The 18919-nt window shown below is 43.1% G+C and carries 14 protein-coding genes; 13 read left to right on the top strand and 1 reads right to left on the bottom strand.

The window, feature by feature from the left end:
• Nucleotides 1-122 precede the first annotated feature (122 nt).
• The gene (locus JN178_RS10235) at nucleotides 123-4088 is read right to left on the bottom strand and encodes a S8 family serine peptidase (RefSeq protein ID WP_202265808.1); all 3966 of its coding nucleotides are present in this window, start codon (nucleotides 4086-4088) and stop codon (nucleotides 123-125) included.
• Nucleotides 4089-4634: 546 nt separating this feature from the next.
• Between JN178_RS10235 and JN178_RS10230 the strand changes: the two genes are divergently transcribed.
• The 13 genes from JN178_RS10230 (at nucleotide 4635) to prc (ending at nucleotide 18876) form a co-directional block, all read left to right on the top strand.
• Nucleotides 4635-5822 carry a thiamine pyrophosphate-dependent dehydrogenase E1 component subunit alpha gene (locus JN178_RS10230; protein WP_202265806.1) on the top strand — a complete coding sequence of 396 codons (1188 nt, stop codon included), beginning with the start codon at nucleotides 4635-4637 and terminating at the stop codon, nucleotides 5820-5822.
• A complete protein-coding gene (locus tag JN178_RS10225; RefSeq protein WP_202265804.1) occupies nucleotides 5822-6799 on the top strand; it encodes an alpha-ketoacid dehydrogenase subunit beta in 978 nt (325 codons plus the stop codon). Before JN178_RS10230 ends, JN178_RS10225 begins: the two co-directional genes overlap by 1 nt.
• A 17-nt stretch (nucleotides 6800-6816) precedes the next feature.
• Nucleotides 6817-8502 (top strand): dihydrolipoyllysine-residue acetyltransferase, encoded by a 1686-nt coding sequence (locus tag JN178_RS10220; protein ID WP_202265802.1) that lies wholly within the window; start codon nucleotides 6817-6819, stop codon nucleotides 8500-8502.
• Between the two features lie 214 nt (nucleotides 8503-8716).
• Nucleotides 8717-9568, top strand: a complete 852-nt coding sequence (locus tag JN178_RS10215; RefSeq protein WP_202265800.1) for a 23S rRNA (adenine(2030)-N(6))-methyltransferase RlmJ — start codon at nucleotides 8717-8719, stop codon at nucleotides 9566-9568.
• A 23-nt stretch (nucleotides 9569-9591) separates the two neighbouring features.
• Nucleotides 9592-11454 (top strand): serine/threonine protein kinase, encoded by a 1863-nt coding sequence (locus JN178_RS10210; RefSeq protein WP_202265798.1) that lies wholly within the window; start codon nucleotides 9592-9594, stop codon nucleotides 11452-11454.
• The gene (gene tesB, locus JN178_RS10205) at nucleotides 11447-12304 is read left to right on the top strand and encodes an acyl-CoA thioesterase II (protein WP_159624460.1); all 858 of its coding nucleotides are present in this window, start codon (nucleotides 11447-11449) and stop codon (nucleotides 12302-12304) included. The genes JN178_RS10210 and tesB overlap by 8 nt, the downstream gene beginning before the upstream one ends.
• Before the next feature lie 18 nt (nucleotides 12305-12322).
• A complete protein-coding gene (locus JN178_RS10200) occupies nucleotides 12323-12844 on the top strand; it encodes a gamma carbonic anhydrase family protein (RefSeq protein WP_202265796.1) in 522 nt (173 codons plus the stop codon).
• A gap of 490 nt (nucleotides 12845-13334) precedes the next feature.
• Nucleotides 13335-14456 (top strand): pyridoxal-phosphate-dependent aminotransferase family protein, encoded by a 1122-nt coding sequence (locus tag JN178_RS10195; protein WP_202265794.1) that lies wholly within the window; start codon nucleotides 13335-13337, stop codon nucleotides 14454-14456.
• A gap of 233 nt (nucleotides 14457-14689) precedes the next feature.
• Nucleotides 14690-15385, top strand: a complete 696-nt coding sequence (locus JN178_RS10190) for an SIMPL domain-containing protein (protein WP_202265791.1) — start codon at nucleotides 14690-14692, stop codon at nucleotides 15383-15385.
• Between the two features lie 12 nt (nucleotides 15386-15397).
• Nucleotides 15398-15853, top strand: a complete 456-nt coding sequence (locus tag JN178_RS10185) for a GAF domain-containing protein (RefSeq protein WP_232369746.1) — start codon at nucleotides 15398-15400, stop codon at nucleotides 15851-15853.
• Nucleotides 15854-15855: 2 nt separating this feature from the next.
• Nucleotides 15856-16146 carry a hypothetical protein gene (locus tag JN178_RS10180; RefSeq protein ID WP_159624468.1) on the top strand — a complete coding sequence of 97 codons (291 nt, stop codon included), beginning with the start codon at nucleotides 15856-15858 and terminating at the stop codon, nucleotides 16144-16146.
• A 16-nt stretch (nucleotides 16147-16162) separates the two neighbouring features.
• The gene (gene proQ / locus JN178_RS10175; RefSeq protein ID WP_202265789.1) at nucleotides 16163-16831 is read left to right on the top strand and encodes an RNA chaperone ProQ; all 669 of its coding nucleotides are present in this window, start codon (nucleotides 16163-16165) and stop codon (nucleotides 16829-16831) included.
• A 2-nt stretch (nucleotides 16832-16833) separates the two neighbouring features.
• Nucleotides 16834-18876 (top strand): carboxy terminal-processing peptidase, encoded by a 2043-nt coding sequence (gene prc, locus JN178_RS10170; protein WP_202265787.1) that lies wholly within the window; start codon nucleotides 16834-16836, stop codon nucleotides 18874-18876.
• The last annotated feature ends 43 nt before the right edge of the window (nucleotides 18877-18919 follow it).

Below are 18919 nucleotides of genomic sequence, written 5' to 3'. Positions count from 1 at the left end.
CCATATTTGAGCTTACTCACTCCAAGCGAGTAATGCCTATATGTTTGGTGTGGTTTGACACAAAAAACAGGTTGAAAAAAAAGGCCGCAGTTGCGGCCCTTTTAGTAGCTAAGCGTTATGCATTAAGCACGTTTAGCACGTCTACGTAGGTAGATAGCTGGCGCTAGAAGCAATGCTATCCAGCCCATTGAACCACCGTTTTTGTCTTTTACTTGAATAGTAACGGTCTCGGTTACTGTGTCGATACCGTCTGTTGCAGTCACTGTTACCGCAATGCTAGAGGCTTGCTCATGGCTTGGTGCAGTGTCTGTAATCTTCGTAGTTTGAAGACCATTCATAGTAATAGTAACGTCATCACCGTCAGCGTCTGTAGCAGAAGCGGTAACAGTAAATGTCTTACCTTCATCTACACTTGCTGGTGCGCTGATTGAAATTACTGGCGCGTCTTGTACACCTGCAACTGAAACTGCAACAGTACCTTCACCAATAGTTTCACCTTGTACTACTTCATCATCATCGTTAGTCGTACCCATTACACGTACAGTGTACGTAAATGAATCTTCACCGAAGAAATCAGCGTTAGGCGTATAAGTAACCGTACCATCATCGTTCACTGTTACAGTGCCGTTTTCAGCAGCCGTAACAACCTCAACTGTTGATGGGTCTAGCTCTTCTTTGTCGATTTCGATCGGCGTATAAGTTCTGAAGTTACCTGATAGCGATTCCATTTCGAAAGTGTTGAAAACAACATCGTCCATTTCATTCGCTAGGATGTTTGCAGTAATAGAAGCGTCTTCGTTTACAGCAAGCATGTCATCCATTAATTCGCCTGCAGGCTTGATAGTACCACTATAGCTTACAGAGATTTCATCACCTGGAATGGTGACAATGCTAAACTCATCACCTTCAACTGGTAGAGAGCCGTAAACATCTGATGACAATTGTGCCGCATGTGTAAAGCCAACAGTACCTGACGCATCTTCAAAACCAACTACAGCAGCAGTGTTATTTGCGCTCATTGGTCCATATGCAAACGAGAAGGTTTCAGCGCTTTGGTCGTACCAAATTTGGAAATTAACACTAGTGCCTTCTTCTCCCCACAACATTGCATTTTGCCACTCAACGACAAAATAGCTGTTTGTGCTTGTGCTTACTGTTGCTGCGTACATTAGACCAGTACCCGTGTCGTCAGCAGCGGTGCCGTCAAGATCAAGATCTGTCCAGTAAGGTGCAATAACGTTATTCGGCTCTTGTGCACCAGGTAACTCATGTGGTCTATACTCAGTAACACTGCCTGAAGAAGTACCTATAGAAACAAATCCATTTGAAGATACTTGAACGTCAGTATACGTTTGCCCCATGTACTGAAGGTCTATAAGCGATGTAACGGTTATTGCTGCATCGTCACATGTTTCGGTACAAACTAGTGGTGCTACACCAATGTTAGAAAGCGAGAAGTAACCAAAAGGTGAAGGTTCGTTGCTAAGTTCTAGAGTCGCTGTATTAAGCGCGCCTTCCCAACGAATTTCGCGATTCTCTGCATCGTACGTTACTGGCTCTTGGTTACCATTCTTAACCGCTGAGATAGTTGATGGATCGATGTCATACTTTTCATCAACGGTAGAAGTGATACCGATAAGACCCGTAACATTCTGGTTAGTAGCAGATGCGCGAGTAATAACTTCTTCACCTTCAGCTGCGAAATCATTGCTTACTGAGCTGCTGAACAGTTCTGGCTCATCAGTGTTTACAGGGTAGATTGCAACAGGAATGAAATAATCAGTCGTGTCGTCATTGCCATCTGTCCAGTTAATACCACCAAATGACCATTCACCTGATGAAGCAAGTGAAACGTTAGCAGAAATCATGATTTCTGCAGATGCACCTGCAGGTAACGTGGCCATATCAGGGGTAACAGTAACTTCGATATTTTCGTCATCGAACATTGCTGTTGCGTCAACATTAACGTCTGCATCACTGTTATTAGTAACTGTGATAGACATATCACATGTGATGTAACAGTGTGAAGAAACAAGACTGATATCGCTATAAGTCAGTTCAACTGAAGTTGCACGAGGTAAGTCAAGACGACCAGCCCCCATATCAAAATTATCAGCAGGAGTTAGTGCATCATCTTTAAGTACGTCACGAATTGATGAAGTGACAAGTGCACTCTTAATTTGCTGTGCAGACCAATCTGGGTGCATTTGCTTCAATAGTGCCGCCGCACCTGCTACGTGAGGCGAAGCCATTGAAGTACCACCTTTGAACGAGAAATTCTCGTCTTCGTGTCCTGGTGCATCTGGAGACTCACCTGAGAAAATTCTAACACCTGGTGCCGCGATATTCGGTTTCAAGAAAGTCGCATCACCACCTGGTCCACGTGAACTAAAATCAGCAACGATGTCAGCCAAGCTATCAGAGACAACACGTACAATTTCAGCGCCAATAGTCACATTCACAGCTTCATCAGTTTCAGATACTAATGTAGCAAGAGCTTGTCCAGGCGTTGCAGGGATCATCAAAGAAGGGATAGTTTGCTCTGGGCTTAGACCACCCATCAGAATTGGAGCTTCACCACGACCATCTACGTTATGTACTAGTACTGCAACTGCACCTGCTGCCTCGGCATTTGCAATTTTGGTCACAAAGCCACAAGTACCACGACTAACAAGTGCAATTGCACCATCAAAAGCAGAGTCATCAGCAAATGGCTCACAGGCTTCTGCATTGGTTTCAACAACTTCACCTGCGAATACAACTGGCGCTGTAATAGCAGTGTCAAAAACGATGTCCGGATTACCTACAGAATAAAGCGCAGGAATTGCACCAATTGTTGTGTCACCTTCGATAGTTACTTCGTTTGCGAAAAGACGACCTGTTGTTGTTGCTGCAACAGTGATTACATCTTCGTCACAGCCAGGGCAGCCGATAGTACCAGGGTTAGGGCCATCGTTACCTGCAGCAAATACTGTCACAACACCAGCGTCGTTCATTGCATCAAAAACGCCCGCGTAGAAGCTGCTTGGCATACCGCCTGCGCCACCACCCCAAGAGTTATTTACAATGTCAGCACCGTCTTCAAGTGACGCTTCAAGCATTGAAAGAAGCATCGAAGATGCACCACTTGAACTTGCTGGATTTGCAGGCGTTGCATAAAGGCCTTTATACACCATTAGATATGCAGCAGGTGCAACACCTGAAATTTCAGCTTCTGCGCCATCACGCTCAGCCATAACGCCGTAGTTACCAACAGCTGTACCCGCAACGTGAGTACCATGACCGTTAAAACCTAGTGGGCTCTCATATTCCTCTTCAACTACGCTGAAGCCTTCAACAATCTCTGCTGCACGCGCAACAATAAGCTTGTTGTTACAGAAATCTTCAACTTCTGAACAGTAATCATCTGTCGGTAGAGTAGCTGCATCAGGTGCTGTGAAGTTTTCACCGCTAAACAATGGGTTTTCAGGGCGAATACCACTGTCGATGATGGCCACTTTTACGCCAGCACCTGCAGATTCTTTACCGCCAAACTGTTCCCATGTTTCAATTGCACCAATAAGGTCTAAGCTCGCATCCATTTGTGCATGGTGGATTACGTCTGGATATACCGCTTTAACCGTTGAAAGTGACTCTAATTTATCAAGCGCATCTTTTGAGATGATACCTGCAAAGCCGTTAAATGCAGTTGTATAAGTAAGGTCCGCTTTAAATGAAGCATCAAAAGACTTAATGCTTTGAATCACTGATTGCTGCTTTGATTCTAGAAACGATTTGTATTCTTTCGCAGCATTTGATTTGAAGTTAATTTTTTGACCTTTATGTGCTGATGCACTGCTAAGGTTTGGGTTAACACCGCTAAATTGTGCCATTGGCACATCGTTAAGTTGAACAATAACACGAACGCTGTTTTCGTTTGCTTGAATAGCGTTGGCTAGGATGTTTTTCTTATCGAAAGAAGCTTCAACGGCGTTTCTCTGCTCAACGCTGAAACCTTTTAGTGATGAAGAGTCTGACGTTGCTAATGCACCAAAAGCAGATCCTGCCAGTGCGGCAGCAACTACCGTACTTATTAATGTTTTTTTCATAATTATTCTCGTGTGAATAGTTCCCTGGAGTCCAGCTTTTAAACTTGTCGTCCGCAATAAAGGTCATTCGCCTCTTTATTTATGCGGATTATCGCTGTGACTCAGTATTTCTAGCACACTTTTTTACGTTTTGTAATGTGTATTTCTGAATGAAACAAATTACATATTTTGTTACAAATGGTAAGAAATATTCATTTGATATAAGTCTTATTCTTCTTCATTTAATTGATTAAAAATTAATCCAATGATGGTTTTTTGTGCGTTTTCAATGTTATAGATGCGTCGCTTGATAGAAACATATGTTATGAAACAACGCGTTTCATTTATAGATAGAGATGTGATGTTTATCCTATCTATTTATCATATATTTTACATATGCTTTACCTTTTTAGGACGTATATCCTCATTTTTTAACATGCCGTAGTCGTTACATTTCTACTAAGTTCAAAAATACCTATGAATGAGAAGGACACTCCTTCACTTCCTCTACTAGCATAGTGGCATCGAAATCATTTGTTTCAGCCCTCATTTATAAGGGGATAAAAAGTGAAAGACAGAAATCATTTGGCCGCAGTAAAAACAACAACTAAGGTCAACATTATCGAGAAAGGGGTAGTTGATATCCCAATGCTACAGATACTTTCTTCAGAGGGTACATTGCTTGACGATGCCGTTGAGCCAGAACTCAACCAAGAAGAAGCATTAAAAATTTACAACACAATGGAATACATTCGTGTTCTTGATGAACGAATGGTTGGTGCGCAGCGCCAAGGTAGAATTAGTTTTTACCTTGCCAGTACTGGGGAAGAAGCTGCATCAGTTGCTAGTGCTGCAGCGCTTTCTGATGACGATATGATTATGTCACAGTACCGCGAGCAGGGGGCACTAGCTTATCGAGGCTACACGACTGACCAATTCATGAATCAAATGTTCAGCAATGAGGCAGATCCTAACAAGGGCCGCCAAATGCCAATTCACTACGGTGATAAGCCGCTTAACTTCATGACAATTTCGTCGCCATTAGGTACACAAATTCCACAAGCGTCTGGCTACGCTTACGGTCAGAAAATGTCAGGCAAAGATGTTGTCACCATATGTTACTTTGGCGAAGGCGCAGCATCTGAGGGCGATTTTCACGCCGGGCTAAATATGGCTGCGGTACTTAATTGCCCTGTTATTTTCTTTTGCCGAAACAACGGTTACGCTATTTCTACGCCTGCTGAAGAGCAATTCGCAGGTGATGGTATTGCATCTCGTGGTCTTGGCTATGGCATTAAAACCATACGGGTTGACGGTAATGACGCGCTTGCGATATATGCCGCTACAAAAGAAGCGCGCCGCATTGCGATAGAGGAAAAATGCCCGGTATTAATTGAAGCTATGACCTACAGGTTAGCTGCGCACTCAACTTCAGATGACCCGACAGGTTACCGTTCACGTGAAGAGGAAGATAAATGGCGTGCTAAAGATCCTATCGCTCGTATGGCTAAATGGTTGAGCGAAAAAGGGTGGTTTGATGAGAAAGACAATAAAGCCAAAGTTGAGAAAGCACGTCAAGACGTACTGGCTTCACTAAAAAGTTGCGAAAAAACAGATGTATGTCCGATAGAAGATATAATTGAAGACGTATATGACACACCGCCTTGGCACTTAAAAGAGCAACTTTCCAACCTTAAAGCACATATCAAAAAGTACCCACAGATGTACCCTAAAACAGCAGGGAGAGTGAAGTAATGGCTAAAATGAATCTATTACAAGCGATCAACAACGCCCTTATTACCGCGATGACTGAAGACGAAAAAGTCATGGTGTTTGGTGAAGATGTTGGGCATTTTGGTGGTGTATTTCGTGCAACAAGTCACCTACAGGAAAAGTTCGGTAAGTCGCGCTGTTTTAATACACCATTGACTGAACAAGGTATTATCGGTTTCGCAAATGGTCTAGCGTCGCAAGGCTCAGTGCCGGTTGCAGAAATTCAGTTTGGTGATTATATCTTTCCCGCCTTTGACCAAATCGTAAATGAAACCGCTAAGTGGCGGTACCGTTCAGGTGGTCAATTTGACGTAGGCACATTAACTATCCGTACACCTTATGGTGGCGGAATCGCTGGCGGGCATTACCATAGCCAGTCACCAGAGGCTTTTTTCGCTCATTGCCCAGGTTTAAAAATCGTCATTCCTCGCGACCCGTATCAAGCTAAAGGTTTGTTGTTGGCCTCTATCCGCGACAAAAACCCGGTTCTTTTCATGGAGCCCAAAAGATTGTATCGCGCCTCTGTGGCCGATGTGCCTGAAGACGATTATGAATTGCCACTAGGTAAGGCAGATGTTGTTCAAGAAGGTAATGACATTACGTTACTTGGATGGGGCGCTCAAATCGAAATACTTCAAAAAGCCGCTGAGATGGCATTAGAAGATGGTGTGTCTTGCGAGATCATAGATTTACGCAGCATTCTTCCTTGGGATGTTGAGTCTGTAATGCAATCAGTTATGAAAACGGGGCGTTTACTTATAAACCATGAAGCACCGCTAACAGGCGGCTTTGCAAGTGAAATTGCTGCTACTATTCAAGAGCGTTGCTTTTTGTACTTAGAAGCGCCCATTGCACGTGTGTGTGGGCTAGATACCCCATATCCATTGGCGCATGAGAAAGAATACATGCCTGATGAAACTAAAACATACGAAGCTATCAAGCGTACGTTGCATTACTAAGTCAGGGAGAAAGTATTATGACAATAGAATTCATTCTTCCCGATATCGGTGAAGGCATTGTTGAGTGTGAGCTACTTGAATGGCTCGTAGCTGAAGGCGAGCACATTGAAGAGGATCAACCGGTTGCCGAAGTAATGACAGATAAGGCAACGGTGCAAATTCCCGCAATGCATGCTGGTGTAGTTGAGAAATTGCACTATGCAGTGGGCGACATTGCAAAGGTTCATGCACCTCTATTTTCAATGACACCAGACGATGCTGTTGAGCAAGGTTCCGAGCAAAATACAAAAGAAGCAGATGAAGCGGTTGTATCGCTAGCAAATGAAGATAGTCAACAACTGACGGGTCAACTTGAAAGTGCCATTGAAGATTTTATTTTGCCCGATATCGGAGAAGGTATTGTCGAGTGCGAGATAGTTAAGTGGAATGTTGCTGAAGGCGATCAAATTGAAGAAGACCAAGCTGTTGTCGAAGTAATGACAGACAAAGCTGTGGTTGAAATTCCAGCAAAAAACGCTGGTGTTGTACATAAGCTTTACTATGCACAAGGTGATATTGCGAAAGTACACAGCCCGCTTTTTGCTCTAGCGGTAGAAGGTGATGTTCAACAGATAAATACCTCGTTTGAACAACCAGCAACGCCAAATAATAAGGACAGCGCTGCAAAATGCGATAACAGTGCTGTTGATACTAGCACGCCTTCGGCTAAGGCGGCCTTACCAGCAGACAATGCAAAATTTAAAGACGGTGAATTTGAGCCACCAATTGCTATACCAGGAAAGGTACTCGCTAGCCCAGCCGTGCGTCGTATTGCTCGCGAGCAAGGTATTGATTTGCTGAAGATAACGGGCAGCGGTAAAAAAGGCCGCATCCTAAAAACGGACGTTATTGAGTACGTTAGTCAAGCCGGTTCATCTGTAAAGAGTAAAGAAGGGCAGCCAAGTGATACACCTGTAACGTCAAAAGGCGTTGGCATGGCTTCGAGTCAAGCAACGGGTGGTGTAAAAACCGAAAAAGTGCGCGGAATACAGGCCGCAATGGCTAAGCAAATGTCTGCATCAGTTTATACCATTCCGCATTTCACGGTTAGTGATGAAGTAGTAATGGACAACCTAATGGCACTTCGTCAGGCCCTTAAGCCAGACTTCGAAGCAAGGGATGTAAAACTTAGCTTCATGCCATTCTTTGTAAAAGCGATGTCTTTGGCGTTAACAGAATTTCCGGTTATCAATAGTCAGTTAAACGACGACGCCACAGAAATAAGTTACTTCGAAGACCACAACATCGGTTTTGCAGTTGATTCTAAAATTGGCTTGCTTGTACCAAATATTAAAGGTGTTCAGCACTTGTCGTTGTTTGAAATAGCAACACAAATGCAGGATATTATTAATCAAGCGAGGGAAGGGCGAGTGTCTGGTGAACACCTTAAAGGCGGCACTATTAGCATTTCAAATATTGGTGCTATTGGCGGTATTACTGCAACGCCTGTTATCAACAAACCCGAAGCTGCAATTGTCGCGTTAGGCAAAACACAAAAACTGCCTCGTTTTGATGATAACGGGAATGTTTTTGCACAGCATATTATGGCGGTTAACTGGTCTGGCGATCATAGGATCATCGACGGTGCGACTATGGTGCGCTTTAACAATCTTTGGATGAGTTATCTGACTCAGCCAGAAAAAATGTTGATGCACCTGCGCTAGCGAAGCAATACTGAAATACGTAAAGGCTAATGACATTGGTTATTAGCCTTTTTTTGTATACCAACACCAAATCCTATCGATGCACTATCACAATATAATGAAAGGCATGGTTCACCTTTAGCGTAACTATTTGTGTATTGGCTCATATGGTAACTGATGTGCATATCGGGGTAAGATAGCAGCTTTATCTATTATCGCGTTTTATCGAGGTTTTGTGCTTAGTTATCAACATGCATTCCACGCAGGCAACCATGCTGATGTTATAAAACACCTTTGTTGGTTAGGTGTCATTAATTCACTTAAAAAGAAAGATAAACCTTTCACGCTTTTTGATTCACATGCAGGGGCAGGTTGTTACGACTTTAGTGACGCGATGTCGTCAAAAAATAAAGAGTATGAGACAGGTATTAGTCGAATCCAAAATGTACATGCAGATTCGGCGCTACTAAAAGATTATCTTGCGCTTTGCGGCACATTCTTAACACACAATAACTATCCAGGCTCGCCGGCAATAAGTGCAGTAGCGAAGCGCGAAGGGGATACGCTACATGCGATGGAACTCCATCCTGCGGAGTTCGAAAAGCTCAGTACAAATTTGTATCGATTAAAGTCCGCTAATACCCATGTGCACAAGCGCGACGGATATGAAGGGTTACGAGCGCTTACGCCACCAAAGCCGAATAGAGGTGCAATTTTAATTGACCCACCGTATGAACGTGCAAGTGAATATTCTGATGTCATCAAAGGCGTAGAGCAGGTCCTCAAACGTTGGAAACAAGCTCAGATTGTTATTTGGTATCCACTTTTGTCTGCTCGCGCAGGTGCTAAACAAGGTGCTAGTGAGGTTATGGTAGATAAGCTGGCTCAAACTGGATTGCCATGTTTTAAAGCTGAGATAAAAATAGCACCGAGCTCAGAAGATGTAGGCATGTATGGTTCGGGCGTTTTGGTTATCAACCCTCCTTGGCAGCTCGACTTGCAACTAAGCACTGCACTAGACGATGTCATCAAAGACATGGGTGAAGCATCGACTGCTGAATTGACTTGGATAAACCAAGACACGTAACGTCGTGCCATAGGTAAATTAGTATGACCCAGCTAAAAGGTTTAAAGCATTTCTATATCCCTGACGAACAGTCAATTTACCTATTGTCTCATGCTGATGCGAAAAAGTTAAAAGACTGGGTAAACCTGTGCATTAAACAGTTGCGAAACCTAGGCTATGGCCAAATCGAATTACTAGGTAAAGGGGCGTTTGGTTTCGCGTTTGCGGGCATAGCGCCAGAAGGTGAAGAGCGTGTATTTAAGTTTTCTAGGATAACGCTCCCTCAACATGTGCAAGACCGTTTGGAAGAGGAAGCCTTTATGCTTTCACATGTCCACCATCAATATGTACCTCGCTTTATTGAGTATCAGCAAGTTAGAAAACAGTCTATTTTGGTAATGGCACGTGCTCCAGGTGAAGATTTAGAAAAGGTCAGCCTAAAGCACGGCCCATTGCCACCACGTGTTATTGTAAAAATTGCGGTTCAAGTGGGTGAATTATTGGCTAATTTTCGCCAATACAGTGAACACGGTGAAATCAAGCCCATCGTTCACGGCGACATCAAACCGTCTAACCTTGTTTGGGATGATAAAAACGAAGTCGTTGGATTGATTGACTGGGGATCATCTGTATTTGCCCAAACTGATATCAACGGCCAATATGTGGGCAATAACGTGATGGACTTGATGTCAGGCGAACTGCATCAGACAAATGCTCGCCTTGGAGATGTCTATTTTATCGGGGAAGAGCAACTAAATGGTGCACTATCAAGTCCACGGTTTGACGAGCAAGGTCTAGCGAGTACGTTATATGCTCTGGCGTCTGGCCAATCTTGTCGTTATGGTAGCAAAGTTATCACACCATCATCGTTAGGCTTACCAAAGATGTTGGCCAATATTTTGGACTATATGCTAAGTGATGACGCTGAGAAAAGACGTCAAGGCGGCGACTATCTTTTTAACCACTTACATGTTTTAAAAAACATGGTTTTTACAGAAGATAGAGATTATCAATACCAACCACTTATACCCACATGGGTGTCGCATCAAAGAACAAGTATTGAAACTGTTGTTTATAGCTCGAGGAAGTCATACCTAAGGCAACAAGCCATACTGGGTGAAAAGGACGCACAAGATTTACGTTACATTGATGATGCGCAGTTTGATCGTTACTACAAGAATTATCTTCAAGGTATGGGTGATACTGAAAAGGCCTTTGTATCAGCCATTAGTCGCTTAGGTAAGTATCCAGTTGTAGGCGGGATGGCTGTTCGTTGGGAGCCGGAAGGAATATACGTCGACTCAAGTCTAAATCTTTATGATGAGTCGCTAAAAACCGCGTTCGAATTAGCGGTAAATAACGTAATCAACTTAGCCAGAGCAATTCACAAACCTGCGGTATTCAAGTGTTGTATGTTCAACGCAAAGAACACCCTTCATATCGATAGAGAAAGTGAGGAAGACGAGTTCATTCCTGCACATGATTTAATTATCCCCTATGAGCTATCTCGGGTCTCTTCACATAAAGATGACTCTCGCACACATTCTTATTTTGAAGATGGTGACGACCCTGACGAGTTACTCAAGTTGCCAGACGGCATAATTGAAACGATTAGGCAGCTTAATGCTATTCACCATACAGGTTGCATTATTTTTGAAGCGTTGCCTACCCATTTAAAAATTCATAATTATTATACGTTGCTTGATCACAGCCAAGAAAAGAATTTCAGAGAGTTATTATTAACATTGGTCAAGCAAATACCATCAATAAAAGGTTTAGGTATTTCAGGCTTTATGAAGTTACCCTATAAAGATACTCGCTTTTTTGAGCACAAAGCTAAGTTGCCAGAAAAGTACTATCCCAGAAATCCTAAAGCCGTAGTAGAAGAGAGCAATCACAATGTCTGAGATAAAACTATCATCTTTATTTGAGTTAGAAACCGTTGAAGCGGGCATTTATCGTGGGCAGAGCTGGGACCTTGGGTTTCGTGCACTATTCGGAGGGCAGGTTTTAGGTCAAGCGCTAGCTGCCGCCTATGAAACCGTAGAATCGGACCGAATTGCTCATTCGTTTCATACTTACTTTTTGTTACCCGGCGATGCAAAAAAACCGGTCGTTTATGATGTAGAAATTGTGAGAGATGGAAGAAGCTTTTCAGCACGACGGGTTAAGGCTATCCAAGACGGGCGCAATATATTTTATATGACAGCATCTTTCCAAGTACCACAAGAGGGTATGGAACACCAGCAACCTGTCATGCCGAATGTACCGCCCCCGCAAGAAGTTCAGTCTGATCTTGAATTTTATCAGGCCCATTTCGATAAAATTGCTCGCCCCATGCGAGAGGCACTTAGCTATCATGAACCAGTGGATATCCGAACCGTTGATGCTGCAAATTCATACCAGCCAGTAAAGCGAGAACCTACGCGCTACATATGGATGAAAGCGCGTAATCATTTGGCAGGGTCGTTATCAATGCATCAAGCTGCACTTGCCTATGCGTCCGACTATCATTTTTTAAGTACTTCTCTTCAGCCACACGGTGTCGCAGTTACAGATAAGTCATTGCGTATCGCTACAATTGATCACGCTATGTGGTTTCACCGCCCAATAGATATGAATGAATGGTTGTTATATGCAATGGAAAGTCCGTTTAGCGGAGGTTCAAGAGGATTAGTGCGCGGTCAAATTTTCAATCAGAAAGGCGAACTAGTTGCATCAACAACACAAGAAGGCCTGATGCGCAAAGTTGATTAATTCGTAAGGGAGAACACCATGATTTACAAACTAGAAAGTCAAATTCCTCAAATGGCTGATAATACGTATGTTGCACCCGGTGCTCATGTTATTGGAAATGTTGAATTAAAAACTGGCAGCAGCGTATGGTTTAATGCAGTGCTACGCGGTGACATGGACAAAATAACGATAGGCGAGAACACCAATATTCAAGACGGTAGTGTTTTACATACTGACGAGGGGATTCCATTGACGCTAGGTACTGGTGTTACAGTAGGACATAAGGTGATGTTACATGGATGTGAGATCGGCGATTATTCACTTATAGGAATAAATGCAGTGGTCCTCAACGGGGCTAAAATTGGTAAGTTTTGCATTATTGGGGCGAATGCGTTGATTACTGAAAATATGGACATTCCAGATTATAGCTTGGTGGTTGGCTCGCCAGGTAAGGTTGTGAAAACGCTAGATGCCAGTGTAGAGCCCAAATTAAAAGCATCAGCAGCGCATTACGCAAACAATGCTCAGCAATACGCCAACAAACTTGAATCACTCGTTTAGCTAACTGCTCGATTAGCTAAGAGCCTGGCGAGTATCTTTATATTACCTGTGAAAACTTCCCCATAAAAAATGCCCAGAACAAACGTTCCGGGCCTAGGGGAATGGCTCATTGCTGAGCCGTGCGCTAACTTTTACAGGGAGAGTGTATGTAAAATCCTTCAAACGGACAATGATTATAGAATACATTTGGTTATTTTATAAACACAATGTGTGTGAATTTTATCTTACAATTCTCTTAACTCAGCAATTATTCAATTTACTCCCATAATTTCAATCAGATAGAAACTGGTCGGATCTTTACATAAAGGTGAATATATTTTATACAGACTTTGCGCACTTTATGTACACAACTTATCCACTTTGATGTCATGTATGCATGACGCACTTGCCATTCATATTATTTATGTTCGCTACAGATGGTTGTGCACACATGCTTTCCTTGTACTATGTCTGATAACACCATTTTACAGAACAAAATAAGGATGGAATCATGCAATCGCTTTCTACTTTTCTTCCCCCTGAACGCACACTAATGGGACCAGGACCATCCGACGTTAACCCTCGAATTCTCAATGCAATGGCTAGACCCACACTAGGGCATTTGGACCCACTATTCATCGAGCTAATGGATGAGACGAAGTCACTTCTACAATATGCATTCAAAACAGAAAACGCACTCACAATGCCCATTTCTGCGCCAGGTTCTGCTGGTATGGAAGCATGCTTTGTCAACTTGCTTGAGCCCGGTGACAAAGCGCTGGTTTGTATTAACGGCGTGTTTGGTCTTCGAATGGTTGAAAATGTTGAACGCTGCGGTGCGGTGGCAGTGACCGTAAATAACACGTGGGGTGAACAAACAGACCTAAATGCAGTTGAAGACGCGCTTAAAGCTAACCCAGATATTAAAGTACTCGCCTTTGTGCACGCCGAAACATCAACGGGTGTGCGTAATGAAGCGAAATTACTCTGTGAGCTCGCTAAAAAATATGATTGTTTGACAATCGTTGATGCAGTGACATCTTTAGGTGGTATTGAGCTAGATGTTGACGGTTGGAATATTGATGCGATCTATTCAGGTTCGCAAAAATGCCTTAGTTGCGTTCCCGGTATTTCGCCTGTCTCGTTTAGTGAAAAGGCCGTAAGCGTAATACAAAACCGCAACACAAAAGTACAAAGCTGGTTCTTAGACATGAACCTTATCGTGGGTTATTGGGGGCAGGGGGCTAAGCGCGCTTATCACCACACAGCCCCAGTAAACAGTATGTATGCCATGTACGAAGCCTTATTGATCCTAAAAGAAGAAGGATTAGAAAACGCATGGAAACGCCATGCAAATGGCTATGCAAAGCTTGCCGAAGGGCTAGCTGATTTGGGCTTAGAGTTAACCGTTGATAGTGCCTATCGCTTACCACAACTTAACGTAGTTAAAATTCCTGATGGCGTAGACGACGCGGCGATACGTAAACAATTACTTGATGAATTCAATTTAGAAATTGGTGCAGGTCTTGGGGAACACGCAGGAAAAGTGTGGAGAATAGGGCTTATGGGATACGCTTGTAAGCCTCGCAATATAGACCATTGCCTTGCAGCGTTGCGCAGCGTTTTAAAATAATAATCGCACAGTATGATTATTTTTAAGCCAGCCTAGATGCTGGCTTTTTTAATGGCCTTAAAAATACCACCACTCACCTCAAAAGTGATCTACCTAAACAACCTAAATGCGTAAAGTATAAATATCCGTTTTAATGCAATTTGTGCCACACTACAGCGATAGGCTTCGTTCATAGTGCGTTCATCACACGTTGATAAGGTATTTATCATCCAGAACTAATTGAAAGGACTTTTATGACTTTTTATCGCAATAAATCACGAATTTTTGGGCTGTTTGCTGTTTTACTCACTGGGTTTTCGCAGTCAGTTTTAGCGAATGAGGCAGTAATTAATGTTCAAGGAAGTGGTGCAATTGAGGTCACACCTAATGCTTATTCAGTGACTTTTGTCGTTGAAGAAGAGGGGGATACTGTCAGCAAGCTAAATAGTCAGTTAAATGCTGACTTACGCCAAGTGGTGCAGTTTCTATTGAGTCAGGGCATAGCGGAAAAGCATATACAAAGCATGCAGGTAAGGTTGCAACCGCGATATGTCAATACGCCTCAAGGTAGAGTTCAACAAGGCTTTAGTTTGTCGCGTGATATTATTGTCACATCTACAGATCTTGATACTTACGATAGTGTATTAGATGGCGTGTTAAAACGCGGAGTGGATAGAATACAACAATTTAATTTTATCGCACTGAGTGAACAAAATGCCTACGAACTTGCCCTTGTCGCGGCGGTGAAAGATGCAAAGCAACGTGCACAGCTTCTTGCTAAAGAATTGGGAATAGAAGTAGGCGAAGTTGTTGCAATCTCTGAAAGTGGTGGCAATATGCCGATTCCGGTTATGCGCGCCGAAGCAATGGCCAAAGATATGTCTATGTCTTTACCAGGGCAACAACGTGTTGAAGCGCGAATTAACGTAACGTTTAAAATTGTTCAATGACAGGATTTACGATTGAAAGAACAACTCTATAACCAGTTAGTCAGCCAAGCGCAAAGCTTGGTTTCTGGTGAGCATGACCTCATTGCAAATATGGCCAATATTAGTGCACTTCTTTTTAACCAACTGGAAGATGTCAATTGGGCAGGCTTTTACTTGTACAAAGAAGAACAGCTTGTACTTGGTCCGTTTCAAGGGCAACCAGCGTGTATCAGAATTCCTATGGGCAAAGGTGTGTGCGGAACAAGTGCTGAAACACGTACAGTTCAACGAATTGCCGATGTGCATCAGTTCAAAGGACACATTGCATGTGATGCAGCGTCTAATTCCGAAATCGTTATTCCTTTGGTGCTAAATAACGAATTAGTCGGTGTATTGGATATCGATAGCCCCATTCACGACCGTTTTAGTGAAGAGGATGAGGTAGGATTAGTAAAAATTGCCAACATCCTAATGGAATCTCAGCAATAATTATGAAAACGAGTGTTGATATACATGTTGTTCTGTCGACGTTTGAAGATATGGAAGACTTTCACGATGACCCAGATGAGGCATCAGAACGTTTAAATTTTATTCTTCACGCAATTTACGACGCCGCAGAAGAAGATATAGAAACGCAGCGATTAGAGCAAATTTTGCACTACGCATGGGAATCTTGGCAACAAGATAAGCATTTATTAGAAATAGATGACGACGAATTGCTTGATTGGGTTGACCACACGCTGGCAACTTGGGATGATGCAAGTAACGATGAAATCTCCTGAATAATTTAGAAAGTTAATGGAATCACCAGAGAAGTTTACAACCAGTAAGGAAGTTATTGCTTTCCTTGCAGAGACCTTTCCGAAATGTTTTAGCATTGAAGGCGAGGCCCGCCCACTTAAGATTGGCATTTTTCAAGATTTAGCCACTCGTTTAGAAGACGACGAACGTGTAAGTAAAACACTTCTGCGTTCTACGCTACGTCACTACACCAATAGCTGGCGCTACTTGTATAGCATCAAAGAGGGTGCTAACCGCGTAGATCTAGATGGTGTTGAAGGCGATACAATCGAGAAAGAACACGCCGATCACGCGCAACAACAATTGGAAGAGAGTAAAGCTAAGGCCGCTGAAAAGCGTAAAGCTAAGCAAGCTCAACAACCAAAGCGCAAAGAAAAACGTCAATTTAATCGCCCGAAAGGTGAAAAATCTGAAAAATCGGACCATGCTGATAGTAAGCGCGGAACTAAACCGAAAAATAACAGACCAAACAATACACCACCTGCAAAATTGACTGAAAGCGATTTGCAACAGGGAACGCAAGTTACCGTTAAACTAGGTAAGGCTCCTATGCCTGCAGTTATTACTGAAGTAGCGAAGGACGGCATTCACGTTCAGCTCGATTCAGGTATGGTGGTAAAAGTAAACGCAGACGCTTTACGTTTGGTACGCTCCAAGAGGTCGTAAATATGAAAGACATCCTTCGAATTTCCATTGCTAGCGCATTTCTTACCGTAGGGGTAGGTGCTGGCGCCGTTACTTCAACTCCAGAAGTTGATGAGCTTCCCATTCTTCAACAGGAATCTCAGCACAGTGTTGCAGCAAAACGCGTAAGCGCGCTTTTCACAAGGGCGCATTACAAGGAAATTTCGTTGGATGATGCTCTTTCTGCACGTGTTTATCAGCGCTTCGTCGACTCTTTAGACCACAATAAGCAAGTTCTTTTGCTTTCTGATGTTGTAAGTTTCGAAAAGTATCGCGGTTTGTTTGATGATGCATTGAGCAAAGGCAACTTATCGATTGCTTATGACATGTACAACGTGAGTGCAAAGCGCCGAATTGAGCGTTATGAGTACGCGTTGGCATTGTTAGAGTCGGGCCCATTCGACTTCGAAAAAGAAGGCGATAAGTTCTTTTATGATAGAGAAGATGCTGAATGGCCGACATCTACCGCCGAGTTAGACGAAATTTGGCGCCAGCGTGTTAAGTACGATGCACTGAATCTAGTTTTGGCCGACAAAACATGGGAAGAAGCCAAAGAGCTTCTTACCAAGCGTTACACTCGAGCAATCAAGCGCACCAAGCAAGCGAAAAGCGAAGACGTTTTTCAAACAGCTATGAATGCATTTGCGCGCACAATTGAAGCACATACAAGCTATCTATCGCCACGCAACGCAGATCGCTTCCAAATGGAAATGAATTTATCCTTTGAAGGGATTGGCGCTGTATTACAAAGCGAAGATGACTATACCGTTATCAAAAGCATAGTGCCTGGTGGCCCTGCCGATGAGTCAGGCGCAATTAAACCTGAAGATAAAATCGTTGGTGTTGCACAAGAAGATGAAGAGTTTGTTGATGTCATTGGATGGCGCTTAGATGAAGTTGTCGAATTAATCAAAGGCCCTAAAGGCAGTACTGTACGCTTACAAGTAGAGAAAGGCGCAAGTGATGCAAAAACCACTTCTGTCGTTAGTTTAACTCGCGACAAAATTAAACTTGAAGATCGCGCAGCAAAATCTGAAGTGTACGTGCCAGAAACAGGCCCTCACGCTGGTGAGCCGCTAGGTGTAATCACCATACCTAGCTTTTACAACAACTTAAGTGTTGATGTGGCAAAAGAGATAGAAAGTCTAAAATCGCAAAATGTAAAAGGCGTAATAGTTGATTTACGTGGTAACGGTGGCGGCTCTCTAACTGAAGCTACGTTGCTAACAGGCTTGTTTATTGAAAAAGGGCCTGTGGTACAAATTCGTTACGGACAAACCAAAGTAAGCGTGAATCGCGATACTGACGGCGAAGTAGCCTACGATGGACCACTTACTGTATTGGTTGACCGTTATAGCGCTTCGGCATCAGAAATTTTTGCCGCAGCAATGCAAGACTACAATCGTGCGCTAATTGTAGGTGAGCAGACCTTTGGTAAAGGTACCGTGCAGCAACACCGTGGCCTAGGTAAAATTTACGACCTTTACGATAACCCGTTAGGAAGCGTTCAATTTACTATTGCTAAGTTCTATCGCATCAATGGTGGTAGTACTCAACACAAAGGTGTTATTCCAGATATTCTTTATCCTTCGGCAATAGAGCCTGCAGAGTGGGGTGAAAGTCAGGCGGAAAATGCGTTGCCTTGGGATAGCATCAACCGTGCTAATTATACAACTTTTGCAGACGGCACCGCTGCACTTGATGTATTAACTGCAAAGCACAATAAACGCATTCTACAAAACCCTGAATTCTCTTATATTCAACAAGACATTTCGGAATATAAAGAGAACAAAGATAAAAACTATATCTCATTAGTTAAGTCAGTTCGTGAAGCAGAAAAGAAAGAAGCGGAAACTAAATCCCTTGCACGTGCTAACGAACGTTTACAGCGTATGGGATTAGAAACCGTCGCAACATTGGACGACCTACCTGAAGATATGGAAGAATTGGACCCATTCTTAGATGAAGCAGCCAATATCACATTCGACATGATTGAAACTGGCCGTTACGCAATTACAAGAAATTAGTGGTGACGGAGAAAGGGCTGGTCTATGGCCAGCCCTTTTTTTG

This window comes from Alteromonas sp. KC3, from assembly GCF_016756315.1.
Taxonomy (GTDB): domain Bacteria; phylum Pseudomonadota; class Gammaproteobacteria; order Enterobacterales; family Alteromonadaceae; genus Alteromonas.
This window is presented reverse-complemented; position numbering and strand designations above follow the sequence as displayed.